The organism is Paraburkholderia sp. NPDC080076 (genome assembly GCF_050281145.1).
GTDB lineage: Bacteria > Pseudomonadota > Gammaproteobacteria > Burkholderiales > Burkholderiaceae > Paraburkholderia.
This window is the reverse complement of sequence record NZ_JBNNWQ010000002.1, coordinates 789,548-809,736: the sequence shown is the minus strand read 5'-3', so window position 1 is coordinate 809,736 and position 20,189 is coordinate 789,548. Positions and strand designations below refer to the sequence as shown.

Annotated in this window: 17 protein-coding genes; 5 read left to right on the top strand and 12 right to left on the bottom strand. The window is 62.0% G+C overall.

The genetic code is table 11. The annotated features are described in order from the left end of the window. Positions 1-16 precede the first annotated feature (16 nt). From ACQKRQ_RS10970 to ACQKRQ_RS10950, 5 genes are all read right to left on the bottom strand, one after another. Positions 17-2,443, bottom strand: coding sequence for a hybrid sensor histidine kinase/response regulator (locus ACQKRQ_RS10970; RefSeq protein ID WP_427476878.1), 2,427 nt, complete (start codon positions 2,441-2,443; stop codon positions 17-19). Next, complete coding sequence (locus tag ACQKRQ_RS10965) at positions 2,440-3,120, bottom strand: chemotaxis protein CheW (RefSeq protein ID WP_427476876.1); 681 nt, start codon at positions 3,118-3,120, stop codon at positions 2,440-2,442. The genes ACQKRQ_RS10970 and ACQKRQ_RS10965 overlap by 4 nt, the downstream gene beginning before the upstream one ends. Next, positions 3,113-4,522, bottom strand: a complete 1,410-nt coding sequence (locus tag ACQKRQ_RS10960; RefSeq protein WP_427476874.1) for a CheR family methyltransferase — start codon at positions 4,520-4,522, stop codon at positions 3,113-3,115. The genes ACQKRQ_RS10965 and ACQKRQ_RS10960 overlap by 8 nt, the downstream gene beginning before the upstream one ends. Then, positions 4,519-4,983, bottom strand: a complete 465-nt coding sequence (locus tag ACQKRQ_RS10955) for a chemotaxis protein CheW (RefSeq protein WP_427476872.1) — start codon at positions 4,981-4,983, stop codon at positions 4,519-4,521. Before ACQKRQ_RS10955 ends, ACQKRQ_RS10960 begins: the two co-directional genes overlap by 4 nt. Before the next feature lie 64 nt (positions 4,984-5,047). Next, the gene (locus ACQKRQ_RS10950) at positions 5,048-6,673 is read right to left on the bottom strand and encodes a methyl-accepting chemotaxis protein (RefSeq protein WP_427476870.1); all 1,626 of its coding nucleotides are present in this window, start codon (positions 6,671-6,673) and stop codon (positions 5,048-5,050) included. 321 nt (positions 6,674-6,994) lie between these two features. On the opposite strand from ACQKRQ_RS10950, the gene ACQKRQ_RS10945 reads away from it, so the two are divergent. Continuing rightward, complete coding sequence (locus tag ACQKRQ_RS10945; RefSeq protein ID WP_132376462.1) at positions 6,995-7,318, top strand: ecotin precursor; 324 nt, start codon at positions 6,995-6,997, stop codon at positions 7,316-7,318. Positions 7,319-7,407: 89 nt separating this feature from the next. Here ACQKRQ_RS10945 and ACQKRQ_RS10940 read toward each other — a convergent pair whose 3' ends face one another. From ACQKRQ_RS10940 to mnmE, 3 genes are all read right to left on the bottom strand, one after another. Continuing rightward, positions 7,408-7,569 (bottom strand): hypothetical protein, encoded by a 162-nt coding sequence (locus ACQKRQ_RS10940; protein WP_012434883.1) that lies wholly within the window; start codon positions 7,567-7,569, stop codon positions 7,408-7,410. A 233-nt stretch (positions 7,570-7,802) separates the two neighbouring features. Next, positions 7,803-9,017, bottom strand: a complete 1,215-nt coding sequence (locus ACQKRQ_RS10935; protein WP_427476867.1) for a tyrosine-type recombinase/integrase — start codon at positions 9,015-9,017, stop codon at positions 7,803-7,805. 173 nt (positions 9,018-9,190) lie between these two features. Continuing rightward, positions 9,191-10,585, bottom strand: coding sequence for a tRNA uridine-5-carboxymethylaminomethyl(34) synthesis GTPase MnmE (mnmE, locus tag ACQKRQ_RS10930; protein ID WP_427476865.1), 1,395 nt, complete (start codon positions 10,583-10,585; stop codon positions 9,191-9,193). A 369-nt stretch (positions 10,586-10,954) separates the two neighbouring features. Between mnmE and ACQKRQ_RS10925 the strand changes: the two genes are divergently transcribed. Next, a complete protein-coding gene (locus ACQKRQ_RS10925; protein ID WP_012434886.1) occupies positions 10,955-11,362 on the top strand; it encodes a transcriptional regulator in 408 nt (135 codons plus the stop codon). 154 nt (positions 11,363-11,516) lie between these two features. Here ACQKRQ_RS10925 and yidC read toward each other — a convergent pair whose 3' ends face one another. The 4 genes from yidC to rpmH all read right to left on the bottom strand — a co-directional run bounded on the left by yidC (position 11,517) and on the right by rpmH (position 14,201). Continuing rightward, positions 11,517-13,175 (bottom strand): membrane protein insertase YidC, encoded by a 1,659-nt coding sequence (yidC, locus tag ACQKRQ_RS10920; protein ID WP_132376459.1) that lies wholly within the window; start codon positions 13,173-13,175, stop codon positions 11,517-11,519. Between the two features lie 30 nt (positions 13,176-13,205). Beyond that, on the bottom strand, positions 13,206-13,436 hold the full coding sequence (gene yidD, locus ACQKRQ_RS10915; RefSeq protein WP_081936011.1) for a membrane protein insertion efficiency factor YidD: 231 nt from the start codon (positions 13,434-13,436) through the stop codon (positions 13,206-13,208). 115 nt (positions 13,437-13,551) lie between these two features. Further along, positions 13,552-14,052, bottom strand: coding sequence for a ribonuclease P protein component (locus tag ACQKRQ_RS10910; RefSeq protein WP_408176290.1), 501 nt, complete (start codon positions 14,050-14,052; stop codon positions 13,552-13,554). A gap of 14 nt (positions 14,053-14,066) precedes the next feature. After that, the gene (gene rpmH / locus ACQKRQ_RS10905) at positions 14,067-14,201 is read right to left on the bottom strand and encodes a 50S ribosomal protein L34 (RefSeq protein ID WP_004198824.1); all 135 of its coding nucleotides are present in this window, start codon (positions 14,199-14,201) and stop codon (positions 14,067-14,069) included. Between the two features lie 400 nt (positions 14,202-14,601). Here rpmH and dnaA point away from each other — a divergent pair, with 400 nt between their 5' ends. The 3 genes from dnaA to gyrB all read left to right on the top strand — a co-directional run bounded on the left by dnaA (position 14,602) and on the right by gyrB (position 20,134). Beyond that, entirely contained in the window at positions 14,602-16,224 is a 1,623-nt protein-coding gene (gene dnaA, locus ACQKRQ_RS10900) for a chromosomal replication initiator protein DnaA (protein ID WP_408284545.1), read from the top strand. A gap of 220 nt (positions 16,225-16,444) precedes the next feature. Continuing rightward, on the top strand, positions 16,445-17,548 hold the full coding sequence (gene dnaN / locus ACQKRQ_RS10895; protein WP_007180118.1) for a DNA polymerase III subunit beta: 1,104 nt from the start codon (positions 16,445-16,447) through the stop codon (positions 17,546-17,548). Positions 17,549-17,662: 114 nt separating this feature from the next. Further along, complete coding sequence (gyrB, locus tag ACQKRQ_RS10890) at positions 17,663-20,134, top strand: DNA topoisomerase (ATP-hydrolyzing) subunit B (RefSeq protein WP_132376457.1); 2,472 nt, start codon at positions 17,663-17,665, stop codon at positions 20,132-20,134. Positions 20,135-20,189 lie beyond the last annotated feature (55 nt).

Genomic DNA, 20,189 nt, shown 5'->3' with positions numbered 1-20,189 from the left:
CGTTTTACCCGTAGGTTTAACCGTAAGCTTCGCCGATCAGATCACGCACCGCATCGAGCAGTGCTTCGTCATGAAAACTGCCTTTCGCCAGATAGTAGTCCGCGCCCGCGTTCAGGCCGGCGCGGCGGTCCTCTTCACGGTCCTTGTACGACACGATCATCACCGGCAGCGACTGCAACTGCGGATCGCGTTTGATGAGCGTGACCAGCTCGATACCGTCCATGCGCGGCATGTCGATATCGGTGATGACGAGGTCGAAGCGCTCGCCGCGCACGGCGTTCCAGCCGTCCATGCCGTCGACGGCGATCGTCACGTCATAACCGCGCGTGGCCAGCAGCTTGCGTTCGAGTTCGCGCACGGTGAGCGAATCGTCGACCACCAGCACGCGGCGCGTGGCGCGCTGAGCCGCGTGCGCGACGCCGTGTTGCGTGTGCTTGAGATCGCCGCCCGCGACGAGCCGTTCGACGGAGCGCAGCCAGTCGTCGACGTCGGCGATCAGCACCGGATCGCCGTTCTCCATCAGCGCGCCGGCGGTGATGTTGCGGATTTTGCCGAGACGAGGATCGAGCGGTTGCACCACCAGCATCCGCTCGCCGAGAAAACGGTCGACCACCACGCCGTAGGTTTGCGGGCCGTCGCCGATCACGATCATGCTGACGGTGCCGCTTTCATCCGCGGGCGGCGCGGTGTCGAGAATCTGATGCGCAGTGACCACGCCGATGCGCCGGCCGGAAAACGCGATGTGCTGATGACCTTCGAGCAACTCGATCTCCGCGCGGCTCACGTGCAGCGTGCGGTTCACGTGCGCGAGCGGCACCGCGTATGGTTCGCCCGCGACTTCGACCAACAGACTGCGGATCACCGAGAGCGTCAGCGGCAACTGCAATTGCACGCGCGTGCCAAGGCCGGGTTCGTGCGTGATTCGCACCGTGCCGCGCACGCGTTTGACGACGTCGTGCACCGCGTCGAGTCCGACGCCGCGGCCCGAGACCTCCGTCACCTGATCGCGTAGCGAGAAGCCCGGCAGGAACAGGAATTCGAGCAGCTCGGCTTCGGACAGACGCGCGGCCGTTTCGTCGCTCGCGAGCTTCTTGCGGACGATCGACGCGCGCAAGGCGTCGAGGTCGATGCCCGCGCCGTCGTCGGAAACGGTGATGAGCAGCGCGCCGGCTGTGTGACGCGCGTCGAGCGTGAGCGTGCCTTCTTCCGGCTTGCCGCAGGCGAGGCGCACGGCGGGTGTTTCGATGCCGTGGTCGAGCGCGTTGCGCAGCATATGGCCGAGCGGCGCTTCGAGCAGATCGAGAATGTCGCGGTCCACCTGAGTCGATTCGCCGACCAACTGCCAGCGTACCTTCTTGCCGAGCGAACGCGCGACGTCGCGCACCATTCGCGCGAGTCCGCCGGTGCCGTCGCCGAATGGGCGCATGCGGCATTGCAGGGCGGCGTCGTAGAGTTGCTGCGACAGATGGGTCGAGCGACGGTCGAAGCTTTCCAGATCGGCGAGACGTTCGGCCAGCAGATGCTGCGATTCGGCGGTGAGGCGGCGAACTTCTTCAAGCGCGGCTTGCGCGCGCGGATCGAGCTTCAGGTCGGCGAGCGTTTCGTGCAGTTGATCCAGCGCGCGAGTGCTGTCGCGTTGGACTCGCTTGACGCGCAGCATCGACTGCGCGAAGGGTTTTAGCCAGCGCGATTCGACCAACGATTCGCCGGATAGCGACAGCAGGCGGTCGAGGTTGTCGGCGCGTACGCGCAGCATGCGGCCGGGTTCGGTGGTTGTGGTACTTGTGCCTTTAGCGCTGCTCGACGAGGGTGGCGTGGCAGGCGTACTGTCCGGTGCGGGCGGTGGCGCGGTGGAGGCCGGTGTCTCTTCGGCGCGCAGCGCATCGGCTAGCAGATTGAATGCGGCGTCCGGGTCTGCGTCTGCGTCCGAACTTGAGCCCGAAGGTATCGTGGCGACTGAGGCTGTTGGCGGTTCGGCGGCAGTGCTGCGCGCGGGTTCAAGCGGCGCGGCTGCCGGCGGCGCCACATCCCGCCGCACCGCCACGCTATGCGGCACCACGCCCGCCATACGCGCCTGCAACGACGCGACACATGTGCCGACCGCGTCACGCGCCGACTCGTCTTCATCATTGCCGATGCGCGCGACGATATCCACCCCACGCAGCAACTCGTCGATCCATGCGACGTCGAGCAACGCACGCCCTTCCTGCGCGGCGACGAAGCAATCCTCCATGGCATGCGCGAGTTCGACGCCGACCTGCACGCCGACGATACGCGCCGCGCCCTTCAACGAATGCGCGGCCCGCATGCAGGCCTCGAGCGCACCGGCATCGCGCGGTGCACGATCGAGCGCGAGCAGGCCGTCATTGAGCACGCGCGCCTGGGTCCGCGCCTCCTCGCGGAACAGATCGATCAGCGACGGGCGGCGTGGATCGTCCGTCATCCGAGACTCCGGTTCAAGGTATCGAAGAGTGCGTCGGCGTCGAGCAGGCCGACGCTCATGCCGCGCCACGGCGCGACTGCGCGCGTATGCGCGGCCGCCGCTTGCGAAAGCGTGGCGGGCGGCAAGCAAAAACTGGCCGTCGCAATCCGGTGCACGCCGTCGACCTGATCCACCGGGAACACCGCGTGTTCTTCAGCGCGCGAGACCACCAGCAAACGCGGCAGATCGTGACGCACGCGATCGTCGCGTGCGGCGGCGTCGGCTTCGAAACCGAGCAGGTGCGCGAGCGACAGACACACCAGCAACTCGCCTTGCACATTCACCACGCCCAGCACCGCGCGATGCTGCCGATGCGGCAACGTATGAATCGGCCGCGTCTGCACGATGCGTTTGAAGATCGGCGTGGGCAGCGCCAGCCATTCGTCGCCGATGCGAAAAACGAGGAACGATTCGCTCGCGCCTTGCACATTCTGCTGCGATTGCACCGGCGCGCGCAGGTCGTGCTGCGAGAGATCCACCGAGGGAATCGGCCGTTCCAGCAGTTTGGCTGCAGCCGTTTCGAACACCGGGCAATTCAGGCAGCGCACGTACTCGACAAGACGCTCGCACGACGAATCGCCGCGCACGCCGATGCGGTTCCAGCAATCGTCGAAGGTCACCGTCTGCGCGTCAGCCACGTTGCGCCCCTTGCGCGCGCGACACGCGTTGCATCAACAGGCGTGCGCCGTGGCGATCGCCTTCGAGTTCCAGCAAGGTGGCAAGATGCGCGAGCGCTTCCGCATGCTGAGGGTCGAGATACAGCGCCTTGCGATACTGGCTGCGTGCGAGGTTCGCATCACCGTTGGCATCGGCCAGGACGCCGAGCAGATAAAACGCATCGGCGTGCGGGGCGTGGTGTTCCAGATAGGCGTTGATCGCCGTGGCGGCTTCCGCGAGACGGCCGGCGTCGGCTAGCGCGTGCGCGGCCTTCAATGTGTCGCGTGCCGCGCTGGCCGGCGGCGACAGTGGGTGGTGTGCCGGCGGCGGAGCGGGCGTCGACGTCTCGCGCATGTACGGCGCGACGCTGTAATGCGGCGTGAACGGCGTCACACCATTGAACGGCGTGCGCGCGACCGGATCGGGCCACGCAAAAGGCTGCGCGGAAAACACGTGTGGCGGAGCAAGCGCCGGCACCTGTGAACGCGTCATCGCGAGCGCGGCAGCAGTGGCGAGCGGCGCAGTGTGCCGGCTATTCAACTGCGCTTCCTCGGGCGCGCCGCGATGAAACGCGAACGCCAGTGGGATCTTCGCGGACTGCATGCCGTAACGCATCAGCAGCCCGGTTTCCGCGGGGCCGACGAACAGCGTGCCGTTTTCGGCGAGCACGCTATTGAGCGCCTGCAAGGCTTTTTGCTGCGCCTCGCGGTCGAAGTAAATCAGCACGTTGCGGCAGAACACGAAGTCGTAGACGCCGAGCGACGATGCATCGAGCTGCATCAGATTGGCGCGCGAAAAACGCACTGCGTCGACGACGCGCGACGCGAGACGCCAGCCGTCTTCGGTGCGCGTGAAGTGCGCGTCGCGAAACGGAAACGCATTGCCTCGAAACGAATTGCGTCCGTAGACAGCGCGTTGCGCGACGGCGAGCGAACGGTCGCTGATATCCATTGCGTCGATGCGCAACTGCGCGGCGTCGATGCCTGAGTCGAGCAGCGTCATCGCGATCGTGTACGGTTCCTCGCCGGTCGAGCAGGGCAGGCTCAGGACGCGTAGCGGCAATGCGTTACCGCGCTCGGCGAGACGCTCATGCGCGAGCCGCGCGAGTGCCTTGAACGCGTCGGCGTCGCGGTAGAACCAGGTTTCCGGCACGACGACCGTTTCGATCAGCGCCTGCACCATCGAAGGCGAACATTGCGCGGCTTCCCAATAGTCGGCGACCGTGGCTTCGGCGTGACCGTCCGCACACCATGCCGCTACGCGCTGGTCGACCGCGCGCTCGATCGCACTATGACCGAGCGATGCCGCATCGAGCCCGATGGTCCGATGCAACAGCTCCGCAAAGCGTCGATAGAGCGGCGCGTTGTCGTGATGCGCGTTCATGCGTGCGCCTCGGGAAAGAGGAGCGCTTTGACGTCGTCGGGCAGCAGATGTTCGACGCGGATCCACTGCACGAGGCCACCCGCTTCACTCGCGACCGGGCCGAGATAACGCGCGTGCGGCATGTCGAGACCGGCATCCTGAAACGCCGACACGTCCAGACGAATGGTGCGCGTCGCGCCTTCGAGCAGCAGCGCGAGCAAGCGCGTCGTGCCGGCAAGCGGATAGCGCACCAGCACGATGCGCGTCGACATCAGTTGCGCGGCGGGACGGCCGAGCGCGAGCGCCGGCAGATCGATCAACGGCAGCGGCGCGCCTTCATGATCGAGCACGCCCGCCACCCACGACGGCGCGCCGGGGATTGTCTTCGGCGGCGACTGCGGCGTGAGCGGCATCAGACGCTCCACCTGTGTCGCGTCGATCACATACCGTTCGCTATCGAGCGTGAAGAGGATGAAGAGCATCGACGTGTGCGTGGGCGGTGGAAGGGCGTGCGAGTGTCGGCTTCGATCAGCGCGCCGTGGCGCGTCAGGCCGTCACCTTGAAGCGCGACACGCCCGTGCGCAGACTGTTGGCGACGTGCGTCAGATCGTCGATCGCCTGGGTCGACTGACGCAGCGATTCCGCCGTCTGCTGGGCGGCCTCCGAGAGTTGCGTCAGCGCCTGGGTGATCTGCTCGGCGCCGGTGGCTTGCGTCTGCATGCCTTCGTTGACCATCGAGAAGCGCGGCGCGAGTTGCTGCACCTGCTGGATGATCTGCGTGAGATGACCGCCGACGTTTTGCACGTCGAGCATGCCGCGCCGCACTTCTTCGGAGAACTTGTCCATGCCCATCACGCCGGCGGCCACGGCGGACTGGATCTCCTTGACCATCTGTTCGATGTCGTAAGTCGCCACGGCGGTCTGATCGGCGAGGCGGCGGATCTCGGTGGCCACGACCGCGAAGCCGCGGCCGTATTCGCCGGCTTTCTCCGCTTCGATCGCCGCGTTCAGCGAGAGCAGGTTGGTCTGGTCCGCGACCTTGGTGATGGTGGCGACGACCTGGTTGATATTGCTGGCCTTCTCGTTGAGGATCGCGAGCTTCGCGTTGACCGAGCCGGCCGCTTCCATCACGAGACGCATGGTCTCTTCCATGCGCGCGAGACCGGCGTGGCCGGTGCCCGCGAGCGCCGCCGACTGGCCGGCCACTTCCGAGACTTCGTTCATGGTGCGCAGCAGGTCGCGCGAGGTCGCGAAGATTTCACGCGAGGTCGCGCCGATCTCGGTGGTGGTGGCGGCGGTTTCGTTCGCGGTGGCTTGCTGCTCGCGTGAGGTCGCGGCGATTTCCGTCACCGATGTCGTCACCTGTACCGCCGATTTTTGCGCCTGGCCGACCAGCGCGGTGAGTTCATCGGTCATACGGTTGAAGCCCGCTTCGAGCGCGCCGATTTCGTCGGCGCGATTCAGTTGCAGGCGCTGGGTCAGGTCGCCCGTGCGCATCACGTCGACGACTTGCAGCACTTTGGCCATCGGCGTGGTGACGGCGCGCAACAGCCAGTAACCGGCTAGCACGGCGACGACGACGGCGATCAGCAGCATCACCAGCATCACGATGCCGGTCGTCTCGACCGAGTTGCGGATGCTTTCAGCGGCCTGGTCGGCATAGCTCTTGTTGTCGTCGACCAGCTTGCGCACGGAGAGGCGGCCGGTTTCCCAGAGCGGCGTAAGTTGCGCGTTGAAGATGCGCTCGGCGTTGTCTTTCGATGCCGGCAGGTTGTCCAGCACCGAAGCCTGGATCGGCAGGTACTGCGCCTGTTGCTGGCGGAAATCGTTGAAGACCTCACGATCGACGTCGCGGACGATGGTCACGCCGTAGTCGCTGATAAGCTTCTGAAGCGTTTGCTGGGTTTCCTGCAAACGTGCGGTGTCGCGCTTGACGGAATCGGCGTCCGCGTCGACGTAGATGAGGCGTTGCGTGACGCTGTAATTCTCGAACCAGGCCGCGCGCATCGCGGTCGCGTAGTAGAGTCCGGGCATCGAGTCCTGCTGCTGGCTCTTCGCGTCGCGATCGATGCCGCCAAGCTGCTGGAAGGTGACGATTGCCATTGCCAGCATCACGATCAGCACGATCCCGAAGCTGCACAGAATCCGTTGCCGGATGGTCCATTGTTTCACGCGCACGCCCCTTACTTTTTTCGCTTGTCTCGACCCGTGTTGTCGACGTGGTCCGATCCTGCGATCGACGGGCCGGAGAGCTTGGCGAGTTGCCGGATTTATCCGACAGGTTATGCGGCGGATTTTACATTGATCGGTGGAATGGGGTAGCGGGTATCAGGCTGGATTGCGTGGAGGTGCCAGTGGTAGCGCTCGCGCGCGCATTGCCCTGCAACGCCGCGTGCCGCGTTACATGGGTAATGTCCGGTTACCACTTGCAGCATCTATTTCTGCGCGCGCCAGCCACAATCTGTTCCATGCCTGAACGGCGGGGAGTCAAACATGAAAAAGATCGCAGTGGCGTTGGTGATGGTGGGAAGTCTGAGCGTGGCGGGTCAAGCGTCGGCGCACGGTAATGGCGGCGATGTCGTCGGTGCGCTGATCGGCGGCGCCGTGCTCGGGGCGGTGGTGACCTCGGCGCTGAATCCAGCGCCGGTGGTGGCTTACCAGCAGCCTGTGTACGCGCAGCCGGCGTATCAGCCCGCGCCGGTCTATGCGCAAGCGCCGCCGGGATACTGCTATGACCAATACCAACGTGCCTATGTGGCGTGCGGTGCGCCGCCGCAGCAGCAATACGGGTATCCGCAACCGCAGCCCGGTTGGTAATCAATCGTGGAGCGCGCGCATCTTTGCGCGCGCCACAGGCAAAAAGGCCGTCGTGTTACGCGACGGCCTTTTCATTTCAAATGCGCGACTCAGTGCCTGTGATGCAGCCACTCCGCATAGTGCGTGTCGAGCCAGCGCTCGAGTCTTTGCGGCTTTGTCTTCTGGTGGTAGTGGGACGCGGCCCAGATAGCGACGCCGACCAGCAGCATGACAGCAGGCCCCAGCAGATAAGCGATCAACGATTCAGACATGGGAGCCTCCGTATCGAGTTGCGTCCACCCTACAGTTTAGGCGATGAAACGCGGGAGAAAAGGACCATGTGATGCGATTTTGGCGGATGCTCATCCGTCCGTTATTCCTCACCTTTGAAACCTAGTGAGAAATTGAATTTACTATTTTGAACAATTAGTTGAGTTTGGAGTGATGGGTTTTGTGTACCATCATAGTCTCTTGTTTCAAGGGCTAGGCACCCGACGCGGCCCGTTCAGGGCGTGCTGGTCGCCGCTCTACGTGCGCCTTCGATCTGCGCGTCCACAAAATCCGCCCATTGCTGCATGCCCCGACGCTCATTCGCGTCATTTTCCGCGCTCGCGTCTTGCTTGATACGCTCGGGCATCTCAGCCGCACCCCGGTCTATTTCGCTCGAAGGCTGCGCGATCTCGCGCAGGTGCGCCGTTGCCGTGCGCCGGAAGTCATGCAGGACGAAATGCTCCACGTCGAGGCCGAGCGCCTTGACTGCCTGATTCAGCGTACTTTTGGCGATCGGCCGATCGTCGCCCCTGACGCTCGGGAATACGAACTTTCGGCTGGCCCGCGCTTGGTAAAGCTCGCGCAGCATGGAGACCGCCTGCTGCGAAAGCGGCACTCGCTGATCACGGTCTTTTTTCACACGCACAGCGGGAATCGTCCATAGCGCTTTCTCCAGATCGAATTCGGCCCACGTCGATTCGACCAGGTCCGATTTGCGAACCATCGTCAGCACGAGCAAGTGCAGCGCCAATTTCAGAGGCCGACGAATGCTCGATGCGTCGATCGAGCGAAACATGGTGCCGATCTCGTCGCCCGAGAGCACGCGGGTGCGGCTGTCGAACGTGGCGATGGAGCGCGCCGGCACGACCTCGGCCGGGTTGCTGGCCGCGAGTTGCCGGGCGATCAGATACTCGTAGAGACGCTTGACGACATTGCGCGTATGCAGCGCCATTTTCGGCGAACCGCGGCTTTTGATTCTGTCGCATATCGCGACGATGTCGTCGGCGGTGACGGCTTTGATCGGCATGTGCCCGATGGCGGGTAGAACATCCTTGTCGAGCGCGCGACGCGTAGTGCGCCGGTATTCCTCCGACTTGCCCGCCATTTCCGTTGCGAGATAAAGCTCGGCGGCTTCGCGCAGGACATCGGCTTTGCTTTCCGCGCCGCGGTCGCGCCGCGCCGTGGCGACCGGCGAGATGCCTTGCGCGACCATCTCCGCATATTTCTGTGCTTTGGCCCGCGCGACGCGCAGCGAGATCATCCGGTAGTCGCCGATCGTGGCGAGCGGCTGACGCTTGCCATTCAACGTGTAGCGGAAGCGCCAGACCTTGGTGCCGGTCGTCATGACTTCGATGACGAGGCCGCTGCCGTCAGCGACGCAATAACGGGTGGCGCGTGGTTCGAGCGCGCGGATCTGGGCTTCGGTGAGGGGGACGGCTAAGCGGGGCATGCTCGGATCGCTGATTGGCGGATAGCGGCGATTTTAAACCCCATGTTGGATGTGTACCAAAGATTTAGCGAATTTTGGGTCAACGCAGCGGGATTCTTTGCTCGCAAACCCGTGCTTTGAATTACCCAAAAACCTTTATGGATATGACCTTAGAGCCAATTCCCCAATCCCGCTCACTTCCCAATACAGAACCTGCTAAAAATCACTCCGAGCAGGTCATCCGAACTAAATTCGCCAGTAATCGAATTCAATTGATCCTGCGCGAGCCGCAGTTCCTCAGCGAACAAATCAAGCGCCTGCGAGTTCTGATCGGCGTGCGCTGCCGCAGTCGCCAGATGCTCCTCGGCGGCGCGCAGTGCAATCAGATGCCGCTCGCGCGCCAGATACACGCTTTCCGCGCCCGCTTGCCAGCCGGCGATGCGCAGCAACTCGTCGCGCAACAGCGCAACACCATCGCCCTGTTTCGCCGACAGCCGCACTTCGCTCAGATCGAGGTCTGCGTCGAGCGCCTGCGTCGTCGGCGCGAGGCCGGTCAGGTCCGTCTTGTTCAAAACGCGCACCACCGGCACACCGCCCGGAAAACGCCCGGCAATCGCCTCGTCTTCAGCCGTCATGCCGGTGCGCGCATCGAGCAGATGCAGCACCACATCCGCGCGCTCGATTTCGCTCCACGTGCGCGCAATGCCGATCTTTTCGACTTCGTCCTCGGTATCGCGCAGGCCGGCTGTGTCGATCACGTGCAGCGGAATGCCTTCTATCTGAATCGTCTGCGCAACCTTATCGCGCGTCGTGCCGGCGATCGGCGTGACGATGGCCAACTCAGCGCCGGCCAGCGCGTTCAGCAGCGACGACTTTCCGACGTTCGGCTGCCCGGCCAGCACCACCGAGAGTCCTTCACGCAACAACGCGCCTTGCCGTGCCTCGCTCAGCACGTGCGTGAGACGTTCGCGTATGCGCGTGAGCTTGCCGCGGGCGTCGGCGGCTTCGAGGAAGTCGATTTCTTCTTCGGGGAAGTCGAGCGTCGCTTCGACCAGCATGCGCAGCGTGATCACGTCTTCGACCAGCGCGTGAATGTCGCGCGAGAACGCGCCGTCGAGCGAGCGGCCCGCCGAACGCGCGGCGGCCTCGGTGCTGGCCTCGATCAGATCGGCGACCGCTTCGGCTTGCGCCAGATCCAGCTTGTCGTTGAGGAACGCGCGGCGCGTGAATTCGCCCGGTTCGGCTAGCCGCAAACCGAACGCGCGGCCGGCATCGATGCAACGCTGCAGCACGAGTTGCAGCACCACCGGACCGCCGTGGCCTTGCAGTTCGAGTACGTGTTCGCCGGTGTAGGAATGCGGCGCCGGAAAGTACAGCGCGATGCCGCGATCGAGCGCATTGCCGCTGGCGTCGAGAAACGGGACGTAGCTCGCATGGCGCGGCGCGAGTATCTGGCCGGTGAGCGTCTGCATCAGCGGCTGGGCGGCCGCCTCGCCCGCGCGGCCGAACGAAATCCGCACGACACCGATCCCTCCACGGCCGGGCGCGGTGGCAATGGCGACGATAGGATCGGAATCGGTGGTGAGCATAAAAAGCGTGGCAAACACGGAGAGGAGGGCAGGGCGGCGCCGGGCAGCGCGGCGCGAGGCATTGTAACGCGGGCGCATCCGGCGACCGTGTCGCGAGGTTCTGATTGATGGCGGAAGCTGCATTATCCAAGCAGTTGGGATTTATCTCAAACAAGCTAGGATTACTACTGCGCTTCTTCAGAATAAATAGGACGCTGCAGGACGGTGAGATCGCGAACAGGCGCACCGGATAAGGAAAAAACACCAAAAAATACAAATCCGCCGACGCTTTACCCAAAGCGCACTACAAGCTAAAAGTATCTCAAATACGCTAAAACTAAACTTGCCCGGTTGTCAACTGGTTGGACGTTGAATTGCACAATCCGGCTCATGCCGACCAACAAAGAAAAAGCCGCCTTCGCCAAACGGTTGAAGGACCTGCTGGAGCCGCTCAAGATTCGCGGCGGGACCAAGCTCGCCGAGCAATTCAATCTGCGCTACCGAGGCGAGCGCGAAGTGACGCCGCAAACCGCTCACAAGTGGCTATCCGGTACGACGATCCCCAAGCCCGACAAGTTGCGTACGTTAGCCGAATGGCTGAACGTCAAGGAGCATTGGCTGCACTACGGACCGTCGCCGGGCGTGAACGCGAGGCCGCTGGCGCGTGGCGAGAAATATCCGCCGTCGGCTGAAACGATCGAGCTTGCTTCCAAGATCGAGTCGCTCACGCCGAAAGACCGCTTTCTGGTCGAAGAGATGATCGTGCGTTTTTACGGCGAAGACGCGGAAGAAGAGTAACGGCGGCATCGCGTGAAGCGTTTACCCGCGAGCATGAAAAAAGCCGCCCGGTGTGAACCGGGCGGCTTTTCTTTTGCCGCTGTACCAGCCAGCTTTGGCTGGAATCAGAGCCTGAAGAGAGCGGGCGTTGCCGCCCATCTCTGGCAAAACATCATCAGGCCGCTTTGGCCTTCGCCTGACCCATCATCCGCGTGATGTAGTACTGCTGGGCGATCGACAGCACGTTGTTCACGACGTAGTACAGGACCAGACCGGCCGGGAAGAAGAAGAACATGACCGAGAACGCGATCGGCATGAACATCATCATCTTGGCTTGAACCGGGTCCGGCGGCGTCGGGTTCAGCTTGGTCTGCAGGAACATCGAGACGGCCATCAGCACCGGCAGGATGAAGAACGGATCCTGTTGCGACAGATCGTGAATCCACAGAATCCACGGCGCGCCGCGCATTTCCACCGACGACAGCAGCACCCAGTACAGCGAGATGAACACCGGAATCTGGATCACGACCGGCAGACAGCCGCCGAACGGATTGACCTTCTCGGTCTTATACAGCTCCATCAGCGCCGAGTTCATCTTCTGCGGATCGCCCTTGAAGCGTTCGCGCAGCGCCTGCATGCGCGGCGTGATCGCCTTCATGCGCGCCATCGACTTGTAGCTCGCAGCCGACAGCGGGAAGAACACCGCCTTGATCAGCAGCGTGAGGAGCACGATCGACCAGCCCCAGTTGCCGACATAGCTGTGGATCTTCTCGAGCAGCCAGAACAGCGGCTTCGCGATGATCGTCACCCAGCCATAGTCCTTCACCAGTTCCAGACCCGGCGCGATGCCTTCGAGCATCCGCTCTTCTTCCGGACCGGCGAACAGGCGTGCGGACACGTCGACGGTTTGGCCCGGAGCGATGGTCGCCACCGGCTCCTTCACGCCGACGCGATACAGCGTCGGATCGATCTTCTCGACGTAGATGTCGCGCTTCGCCCCTTGCTGCGGAATCCAGGCCGACGCGAAGTAATGCTGGACCATCGCGATCCAGCCGTTATCGGCCGAAGTCGCGTAGTCCTGCTTGTTCTTGTCGATGTCGCCGAACGTCATCTTCTGGAAGTGATGCTGGTCGGTGTACACAGCCGGCCCGATGAACGTGTGCGAGAAGCGCGGCGTTTCCACCGGCTGGTCGTCACGTACCAGTTCCATATAGACCGACGGGCTCACCGGCGTGGTGCCGACGTTCTGGATCTTCGTGTCGACGCCGATCACATAGCTGCCACGCGTGAACGTATAGGTCTTGATGACCTTCACGCCACCCTTCACCGGCGACTCGAAGCTGAGCTGGAACGATTTTTCGTTGCCCGTCAGGTCGTGTTGCTGGTTCGGCAACGGCGTGTAGATGTCGTTGTGGTTCGGAAAATCGCCGCCGAGCAGGCCCGTGCGCGCCAGATACGTGTGGTTCGCGGTGCGGTCGAACAGTGTGATGACGAGATCCGGCTGCTTGCCGTCGCCTTGCTTCACGAGCGACAGCTTCGACAGCGTGCCGCCGCGGGTGTCGATCTCGCCGCTATAGACGTCGGTGCTGAACTTGATCAGTTGCGCTTGCGTCGCCGCCGGCGCGTTGCCCGGTGCGGCTGCGTTCGTTGCCGGCAGATCGGCGGGCTGGGTTCCCGGCGTCGTGGTTCCCGGTGCGGCGCTACCGACGGTCTTGGTCGGCGTGGCGCTCGGGAAGAACATCGACGGGCGTCCGTGGTCGCGTTGCCAGTTGTCGAACAGCATGACCGCTGACATGAAAAAGATGACCCATAGGACGGTGCGTTTGATATCCATGCGTTGTCTCAGTGTCGATGGAACGGCGCGTCAGCGCTTTTCAGAAGTGGGAGGCGGGACGAGATCGATGCCGCCCGCGGAAAACGGGTGGCAGCGGCAAATACGCCTGGCGGCGAGATAAGTCCCGCGCGCGGCGCCATGATACTGGATTGCTTCGCGCGCGTAATCAGAGCAGGAAGGGTAAAAACGGCACCGGTTGCCGAGCATTGGGCTCACGGCAACTTTGTAAAAACGCAGTAAAGCGAAGAGTACCGTTTGCATGGCTAGTGCGGCCGGACGGCGCCGCGCAACGTGGAATACCGGGCGACGCCCGCGCAGCACGGCTGCCAAAGCTGCTTGGGCGGCCTGAACTGCAAAGCGGGCGGTCACTTGAGCGTCATTCCGTCTTGGGCGCTTCCGCGGGCGGCGCCTCACGACGGGTAATTTCGCGCGCTGCCTTGTCGAGCAGCGCCTCGATTTCGCTGCGGCACAGCGCCTTTAACGGCGGCGACGAGGCGCTCGGCAAAGCCTTCTTGTCGAAGCGCGTGTGCAAACGCAGCAGCACATCCCAACCGCCGAATTCCGCGCGACGCAGCCGGAAGGCCTCACGCGCAATTCGACGTACCAGATTACGCGTGGCCGCGCGCGGCGCATACTTCTTGCCGATCACGAGGCCTAAGCGAGCTTCGTTGCCGGTGGGCCGGCCGTACACCACGAAGTGCGCAGTGCGGCGCCACGGGCGCAAACGAAAAACGGATGAAAATTCATCCGTTTTCAGTAGCCTTGCGGCTTTGGGGAAGGCGGCTTGCGCTCGCAACGGAACCGAACCCTGTTGCAGCGCCCCAGCCGTTCCCGCTTCACCGCGGGCGTCGCTACCTGGCACAAACGGAGCGCGCAATCCGCTCGCCTGCCTTAGATGGCGAGGCGCTTGCGGCCCTTCGCGCGACGTGCGTTGATGACCTTGCGGCCACCTGCGGTCTTCATGCGAACGCGGAAGCCGTGGGTGCGCTTGCGACGGGTAACGGAAGGTTGGTAAGTACGTTTCATGTTGCTCTCACTTGATCGACTGATCGAAAATTAACCGCACGATCATCGCTGAAGCGGCAATGGCCGGGCGTTTACAGAATTGGTTTTCGCGGAACCCGCTATTTAAACCGGTTTTTCGTTGACCGTCAATAGTTTAGCCTGGTTGGAGCGCGGCCCGCGAGGAGTTCGCCCGATGATCCGTCCCTGTGGATAACTCCCTTGCGGGTTCGTTTTGGCGTTAGAATCTCGCCTTACTTCCCAAAAATCCTGCACGCGGCTCCGGCTCGCTTGTCCCGCAAACCCTTGTGGCACAAGCGCCTGGAGCCATTGCGCCTGGTTAGCCTGGCTGCTCAGGGCCTTGTTGCGCGCGCGCGACAGGGGCAGCGGCGACCGCCGTGCACACCATAACGACAGCAACTCGATGAACGATTTCTGGCAACACTGTTCCGCATTGCTGGAGCGCGAGCTTACGCCCCAGCAGTACGTGACGTGGATCAAACCGTTGGCCCCGGTCGCCTTCGACGCCGCTGCGAACACGCTTAGCATCGCTGCGCCGAACCGTTTCAAGCTCGACTGGGTCAAGAGCCAGTTCTCCGGCCGCATCGCGGATATGGCCCGCGATTTCTGGCAAGCCCCGGTCGATGTCCAATTCGTGCTGGACCCGAAAGCCGGCATGCGCGCCCCCGCGGCAGCCGCGCCGGCACCGGCGCGCCCGGCTTCCGCACCTGGTTCGATGGGCGGTAGCGCTGGCAACGGCGCTGCGGTGGACGCGGCCGTCGGCGCCGTGCAAGCGGCGCACGCTGCGCGCGCGGGTGGCGCAAACAGCGCGATGGCCAACCTCAACGCGAACGCACGCGCGGCAGCCGAACACAACGCAAACGCACGCGCGGCGGCTGAAGATGCCGCCGACCTCGATCTGCCCAGCCTCGACGCGAACGAAGCCGCGGCCGCCCGCCGCACGTGGCGTCCGGGCCAAAGCGCGGGTTCGAACGCGAACAGTGGCGAAAACGACTCGATGTACGAGCGCTCCAAGTTGAACCCGGTTCTGACGTTCGATAATTTCGTGACCGGTAAGGCCAACCAGTTGGCGCGCGCCGCGGCGATTCAGGTCGCCGACAACCCCGGCATCTCATACAACCCGCTGTTCCTGTATGGCGGCGTGGGTCTGGGCAAGACCCACCTGATCCACGCAATCGGCAACCAGCTGCTGATGGACAAGGCCGGCGCGCGGATCCGCTACATCCACGCTGAACAGTATGTGTCCGATGTGGTGAAGGCGTACCAGCGCAAGGCGTTCGATGACTTCAAGCGCTACTACCACTCGCTCGACCTGCTGCTGATCGACGATATTCAATTTTTCTCAGGCAAGTCGCGCACACAAGAGGAATTCTTCTACGCGTTCGAGGCGCTGGTTGCGAACAAGGCGCAGGTGATCATCACCAGCGACACGTATCCGAAGGAAATTTCGGGTATCGATGACCGCCTGATCTCGCGCTTCGACTCTGGCCTGACCGTGGCGATCGAGCCGCCCGAGCTGGAGATGCGCGTCGCGATTCTGATGCGCAAGGCGCAATCCGAGTTCGTGAGCCTGAATGAGGACGTCGCGTTCTTCGTCGCCAAGCACTTGCGTTCGAACGTGCGTGAACTCGAAGGCGCGTTGCGCAAGATCCTCGCGTACTCGAAGTTCCACGGCCGCGAAATCACGATCGAAGTGACGAAAGAAGCGCTGAAAGACCTGCTGACGGTGCAGAACCGGCAGATTTCGGTGGAAAACATCCAGAAGACCACGGCTGACTTCTACAGCATCAAGGTCGCGGACATGTATTCGAAGAAGCGTCCCGCGAACATCGCGCGGCCGCGGCAGATCGCCATGTATCTGGCGAAGGAGCTGACCCAGAAGAGCTTGCCGGAGATTGGCGAGCTGTTCGGCGGGCGCGACCACACCACCGTGCTGCACGCAGTGCGCAAAATTGCCGACGAGCGCAGCAAGGACGCGCAACTGAACCACGAACTGCACGTACTGGAGCAGACGCTGAAGGGCTGAGCGGTCTGTCTGGAAAAAACGACCTGTTTATTTCCAAACTCGCCCCCATTTTAGTGAGGCGGTTCCGTTTTCAGGCACAATACAGGTTTAACCGCCCGGCGGCCGCGGGCGGATTTCACGCCTTGACAGGCGCTGCGTGGCGCCGGCGGGGAGTCGTGGCTGCGCGCGGAAAAGCTTACCTGGCAAGGCGCGCAGGCCGTTATATCAACGAAGGAACTCTATGCAACTGGTCAAGACCGAACGCGATAACCTCCTCAGGCCGCTGCAAACCGTGAGCGGCATCGTCGAACGCCGCCATACGTTGCCGATCCTCGCCAATTTGCTGATTACCAAGAACGGCCCTGATGTGTCGTTCCTGTCGACCGACCTCGAGTTGCAGATCACCACGCGTGCCGATTTCGGCGTGGGCGGCGATTCGGTGGCGACCACGGTGGCAGCAAGAAAGCTCCTCGACATTCTGCGCGCCATGCCCGACGGGCAGGTCACGCTCACGCTGAACGACAAGCGTCTGACCGTGCAATCCGGCAAGAGCCGCTTTGCGCTGCAAACGCTCGCCGCGGACGAATTCCCGACGGTCGCGCAAGCTAAAGACTACGGCGCGAACCTCGTGGTTCCCCAAAAGACGTTCCGCCAGTTGCTCGGCATGGTCCATTTTTCGATGGCCCAGCAGGACATCCGCTACTACCTGAACGGCATGCTGCTGGTGGTGGACGGCGACCAGCTGATGGCGGTCGCAACGGACGGCCACCGTCTGGCGTTCTCGTCCATGAAGATCGAAGGCTCGTTCCAGCGTCAGGAAGTGATCATTCCGCGCAAGACGATTCTGGAACTCCAGCGTTTGCTGGAAGACATCGACGACACGCTGAAGATCGACATCGCGCAGACGCAGGTCAAGTTCACGTTCGGCCAGGTCGAACTGGTGTCGAAGCTGGTGGAAGGCAAATTCCCCGACTTTCAGCGCGTGATTCCGAAGTCGCACAAGAATCAGTTCGTGATCGGCCGTGAAGAACTGCAGCGCTCGCTGCAACGCGCCGCGATTCTGACCTCGGACAAATTCAAGGGCGTGCGCTGCATCATCGAGCCGGGCCAGTTGAAGATCATGTCGACCAACGCCGATCAGGAAGAGGCGCAGGAAGAACTGGAAATCGCATACGACGGCGACAGCGTCGATATCGGGTTCAACGTTACGTATCTGCTCGACGTGCTCGCGAACCTGAAGGTCGACACGTTGCAAGTGAGCCTGGGTGACGCCAGCTCCAGCGCGTTGATCACGATTCCCGAGAACGACGAATTCAAATACGTCGTGATGCCGATGCGCATCTAACGCGTCCAGAAACCAAGAACACACCAAGGGGCGCAGCGCCCCTTTGGCGTTTTTATGGTGTTTTGAAAAGTCCCGAGCAGCAACCTTGCAGCAACGCAGAACCGGAAAAAATCCATGACTGAAACGAACAATTCGCAACCCGACAACAGCTACGGCGCATCCTCGATTCAGATCCTCGAAGGTCTGGAGGCGGTGCGTAAGCGGCCCGGGATGTACATCGGGGATACATCGGACGGGACCGGTCTGCATCACCTCGTATTCGAAGTGCTGGACAACTCCATCGACGAAGCGTTGGCGGGGCACTGCAACGACATCCAGGTGATCATTCACGCGGACAACTCCATTTCCATCACCGACAACGGCCGCGGCGTGCCGACCGGTCTGAAGATGGACGACAAGCACGATCCGAAGCGCAGCGCCGCTGAAATTGTGATGACCGAGCTGCACGCCGGCGGCAAGTTCGACCAGAACAGCTACAAGGTGTCCGGCGGCCTGCACGGCGTGGGCGTGTCGTGCGTGAACGCGCTGTCGGCGTGGCTGCGTTTGACCATTCGCCGCGATGGCAAGAAGCACTTCATGGAATTCCACCGTGGCGTGCCGCAGAACCGCATTATCGAAGAGATCGACGGCGTGGCTGTTTCGCCGATTCAAGTCACCGGCGACACCGAAAACCGCGGCACTGAAGTGCACTTCCTCGCGGACGAGACGATTTTCGGCAACATCGAATATCACTACGATATTCTGGCCAAGCGGATTCGCGAACTGTCGTTCCTGAATAACGGCGTGCGAATCAAGCTGACCGACCAGCGCACCGGCAAGGAAGAAGATTTCGCGTTCGTGGGCGGCGTGAAGGGCTTTGTCGAGTACATCAACAAGAACAAGTCCGTGCTGCACCCGAACATTTTCCACATCAGCGGCGAGAAAGATGGCGTGGGCGTGGAAGTGGCGATGCAGTGGAACGACAGCTACAACGAAAACGTGCTGTGCTTCACGAACAACATTCCGCAGCGTGATGGTGGGACGCACTTGACCGGGTTGCGTGCGGCGATGACGCGCGTGTTGAACAAGTACATCAACGATCACGAAGTCGCTAAGAAGGCGAAGGTTGAGACTTCGGGTGACGATATGCGTGAGGGGTTATCTTGCGTGCTGTCGGTGAAGGTGCCGGAGCCGAAGTTCAGCGCGCAGACGAAGGACAAGCTGGTGTCGTCGGAAGTGCGCGCGCCGGTGGAGGATGTGGTCGCGAAGGCGCTCGAAGAGTTTCTGCTTGAGACGCCGAATGACGCGAAGATTATTTGCGGCAAAATTGTGGATGCGGCGCGCGCGCGGGATGCGGCTCGGAAGGCGCGGGAAATGACGCGTCGCAAGGGTGTGCTCGACGGTGTTGGGTTGCCTGGGAAGCTGGCGGATTGTCAGGAGAAGGATCCGGCCAAGTCTGAGATTTATATCGTCGAGGGTGACTCGGCAGGCGGGTCGGCGAAGCAGGGTCGGGATCGGAAGTTTCAGGCTATTCTGCCGCTGCGCGGCAAGGTGCTTAATGTGGAGAAAGCACGGTATGACAAGCTGCTTTCTTCGGAGCAGATTGTTACTTTGATTACTGCTCTTGGTTGCGGGATTGGTAAGGAAGACTACAACCTCGATAAGCTGCGTTATCACCGCATCATCATCATGACCGATGCTGACGTGGACGGTGCGCACATTCGGACGCTGTTGTTGACGTTCTTCTATCGGCAGATGCCGGAGATGATCGAGCGTGGGTATATCTATATCGCGCAGCCGCCGCTGTTCAAGATCAAGGCGGGTAAGGACGAACGGTATCTGAAGGATGAGGCTGAGGTTAATGCTCACATTCTGAAGCTGGCTTTGCAGGGATCGGAGTTGTTGGCTTCTGAAGGGGCTACGCCGATTACTGGGGATGCGTTGGGTGAGTTGGCTCGGGCTTATTTGCTGGCTCAGGCTGTGGTGAATCGTCTGAGCCGGTTGTATGACGCTGGGGCCCTTGAGGCTGTGATGGATGGGATCGCGATCGATCTGTCCAGCGAGGAAGCGGCTGATGCATCGGCTAAGGCTCTGGAAGCGAAGCTAAGGGATGATCCGTTGAAGCCTGAGGTTAAGGTTACGACGATGTATGACCCGGTGCGTGAACTGCGCTCGTTGCGCGTTGCGAGGACGCATCACGGGAATCAGAAGATTTCTGTGTTGGATCAGGATTTTCAACTCACCGCTGATTACCAGCAGTTGATCAATACCGCTAATACGTTTAAGGGGTTGATTGGGGTTGGTGCTGTCATTAAGCGTGGTGAGCGGAGTATGGCTGTTACTGACTTCAAGAGTGCGATGAAGTGGTTGCTGGCTGATGCTGAGCGCAATATCTCGAAGCAGCGCTATAAAGGCCTCGGCGAGATGAATCCTGGGCAGCTTTGGGAGACTACGATGGATCCGACTGTGCGTCGTCTTCTTCGGGTGCAGATTGAGGATGCTATTGCGGCTGATGGCATTTTCACTACGCTCATGGGGGATGATGTGGAGCCGCGGAGAGCTTTCATTGAGTCGAATGCGTTGAGGGCGGGGAATATTGATGTTTGAGGACCTCCCTCCTCTGCTGAGATAAATGCATGACGCAAGAACACAGGACCCGTAA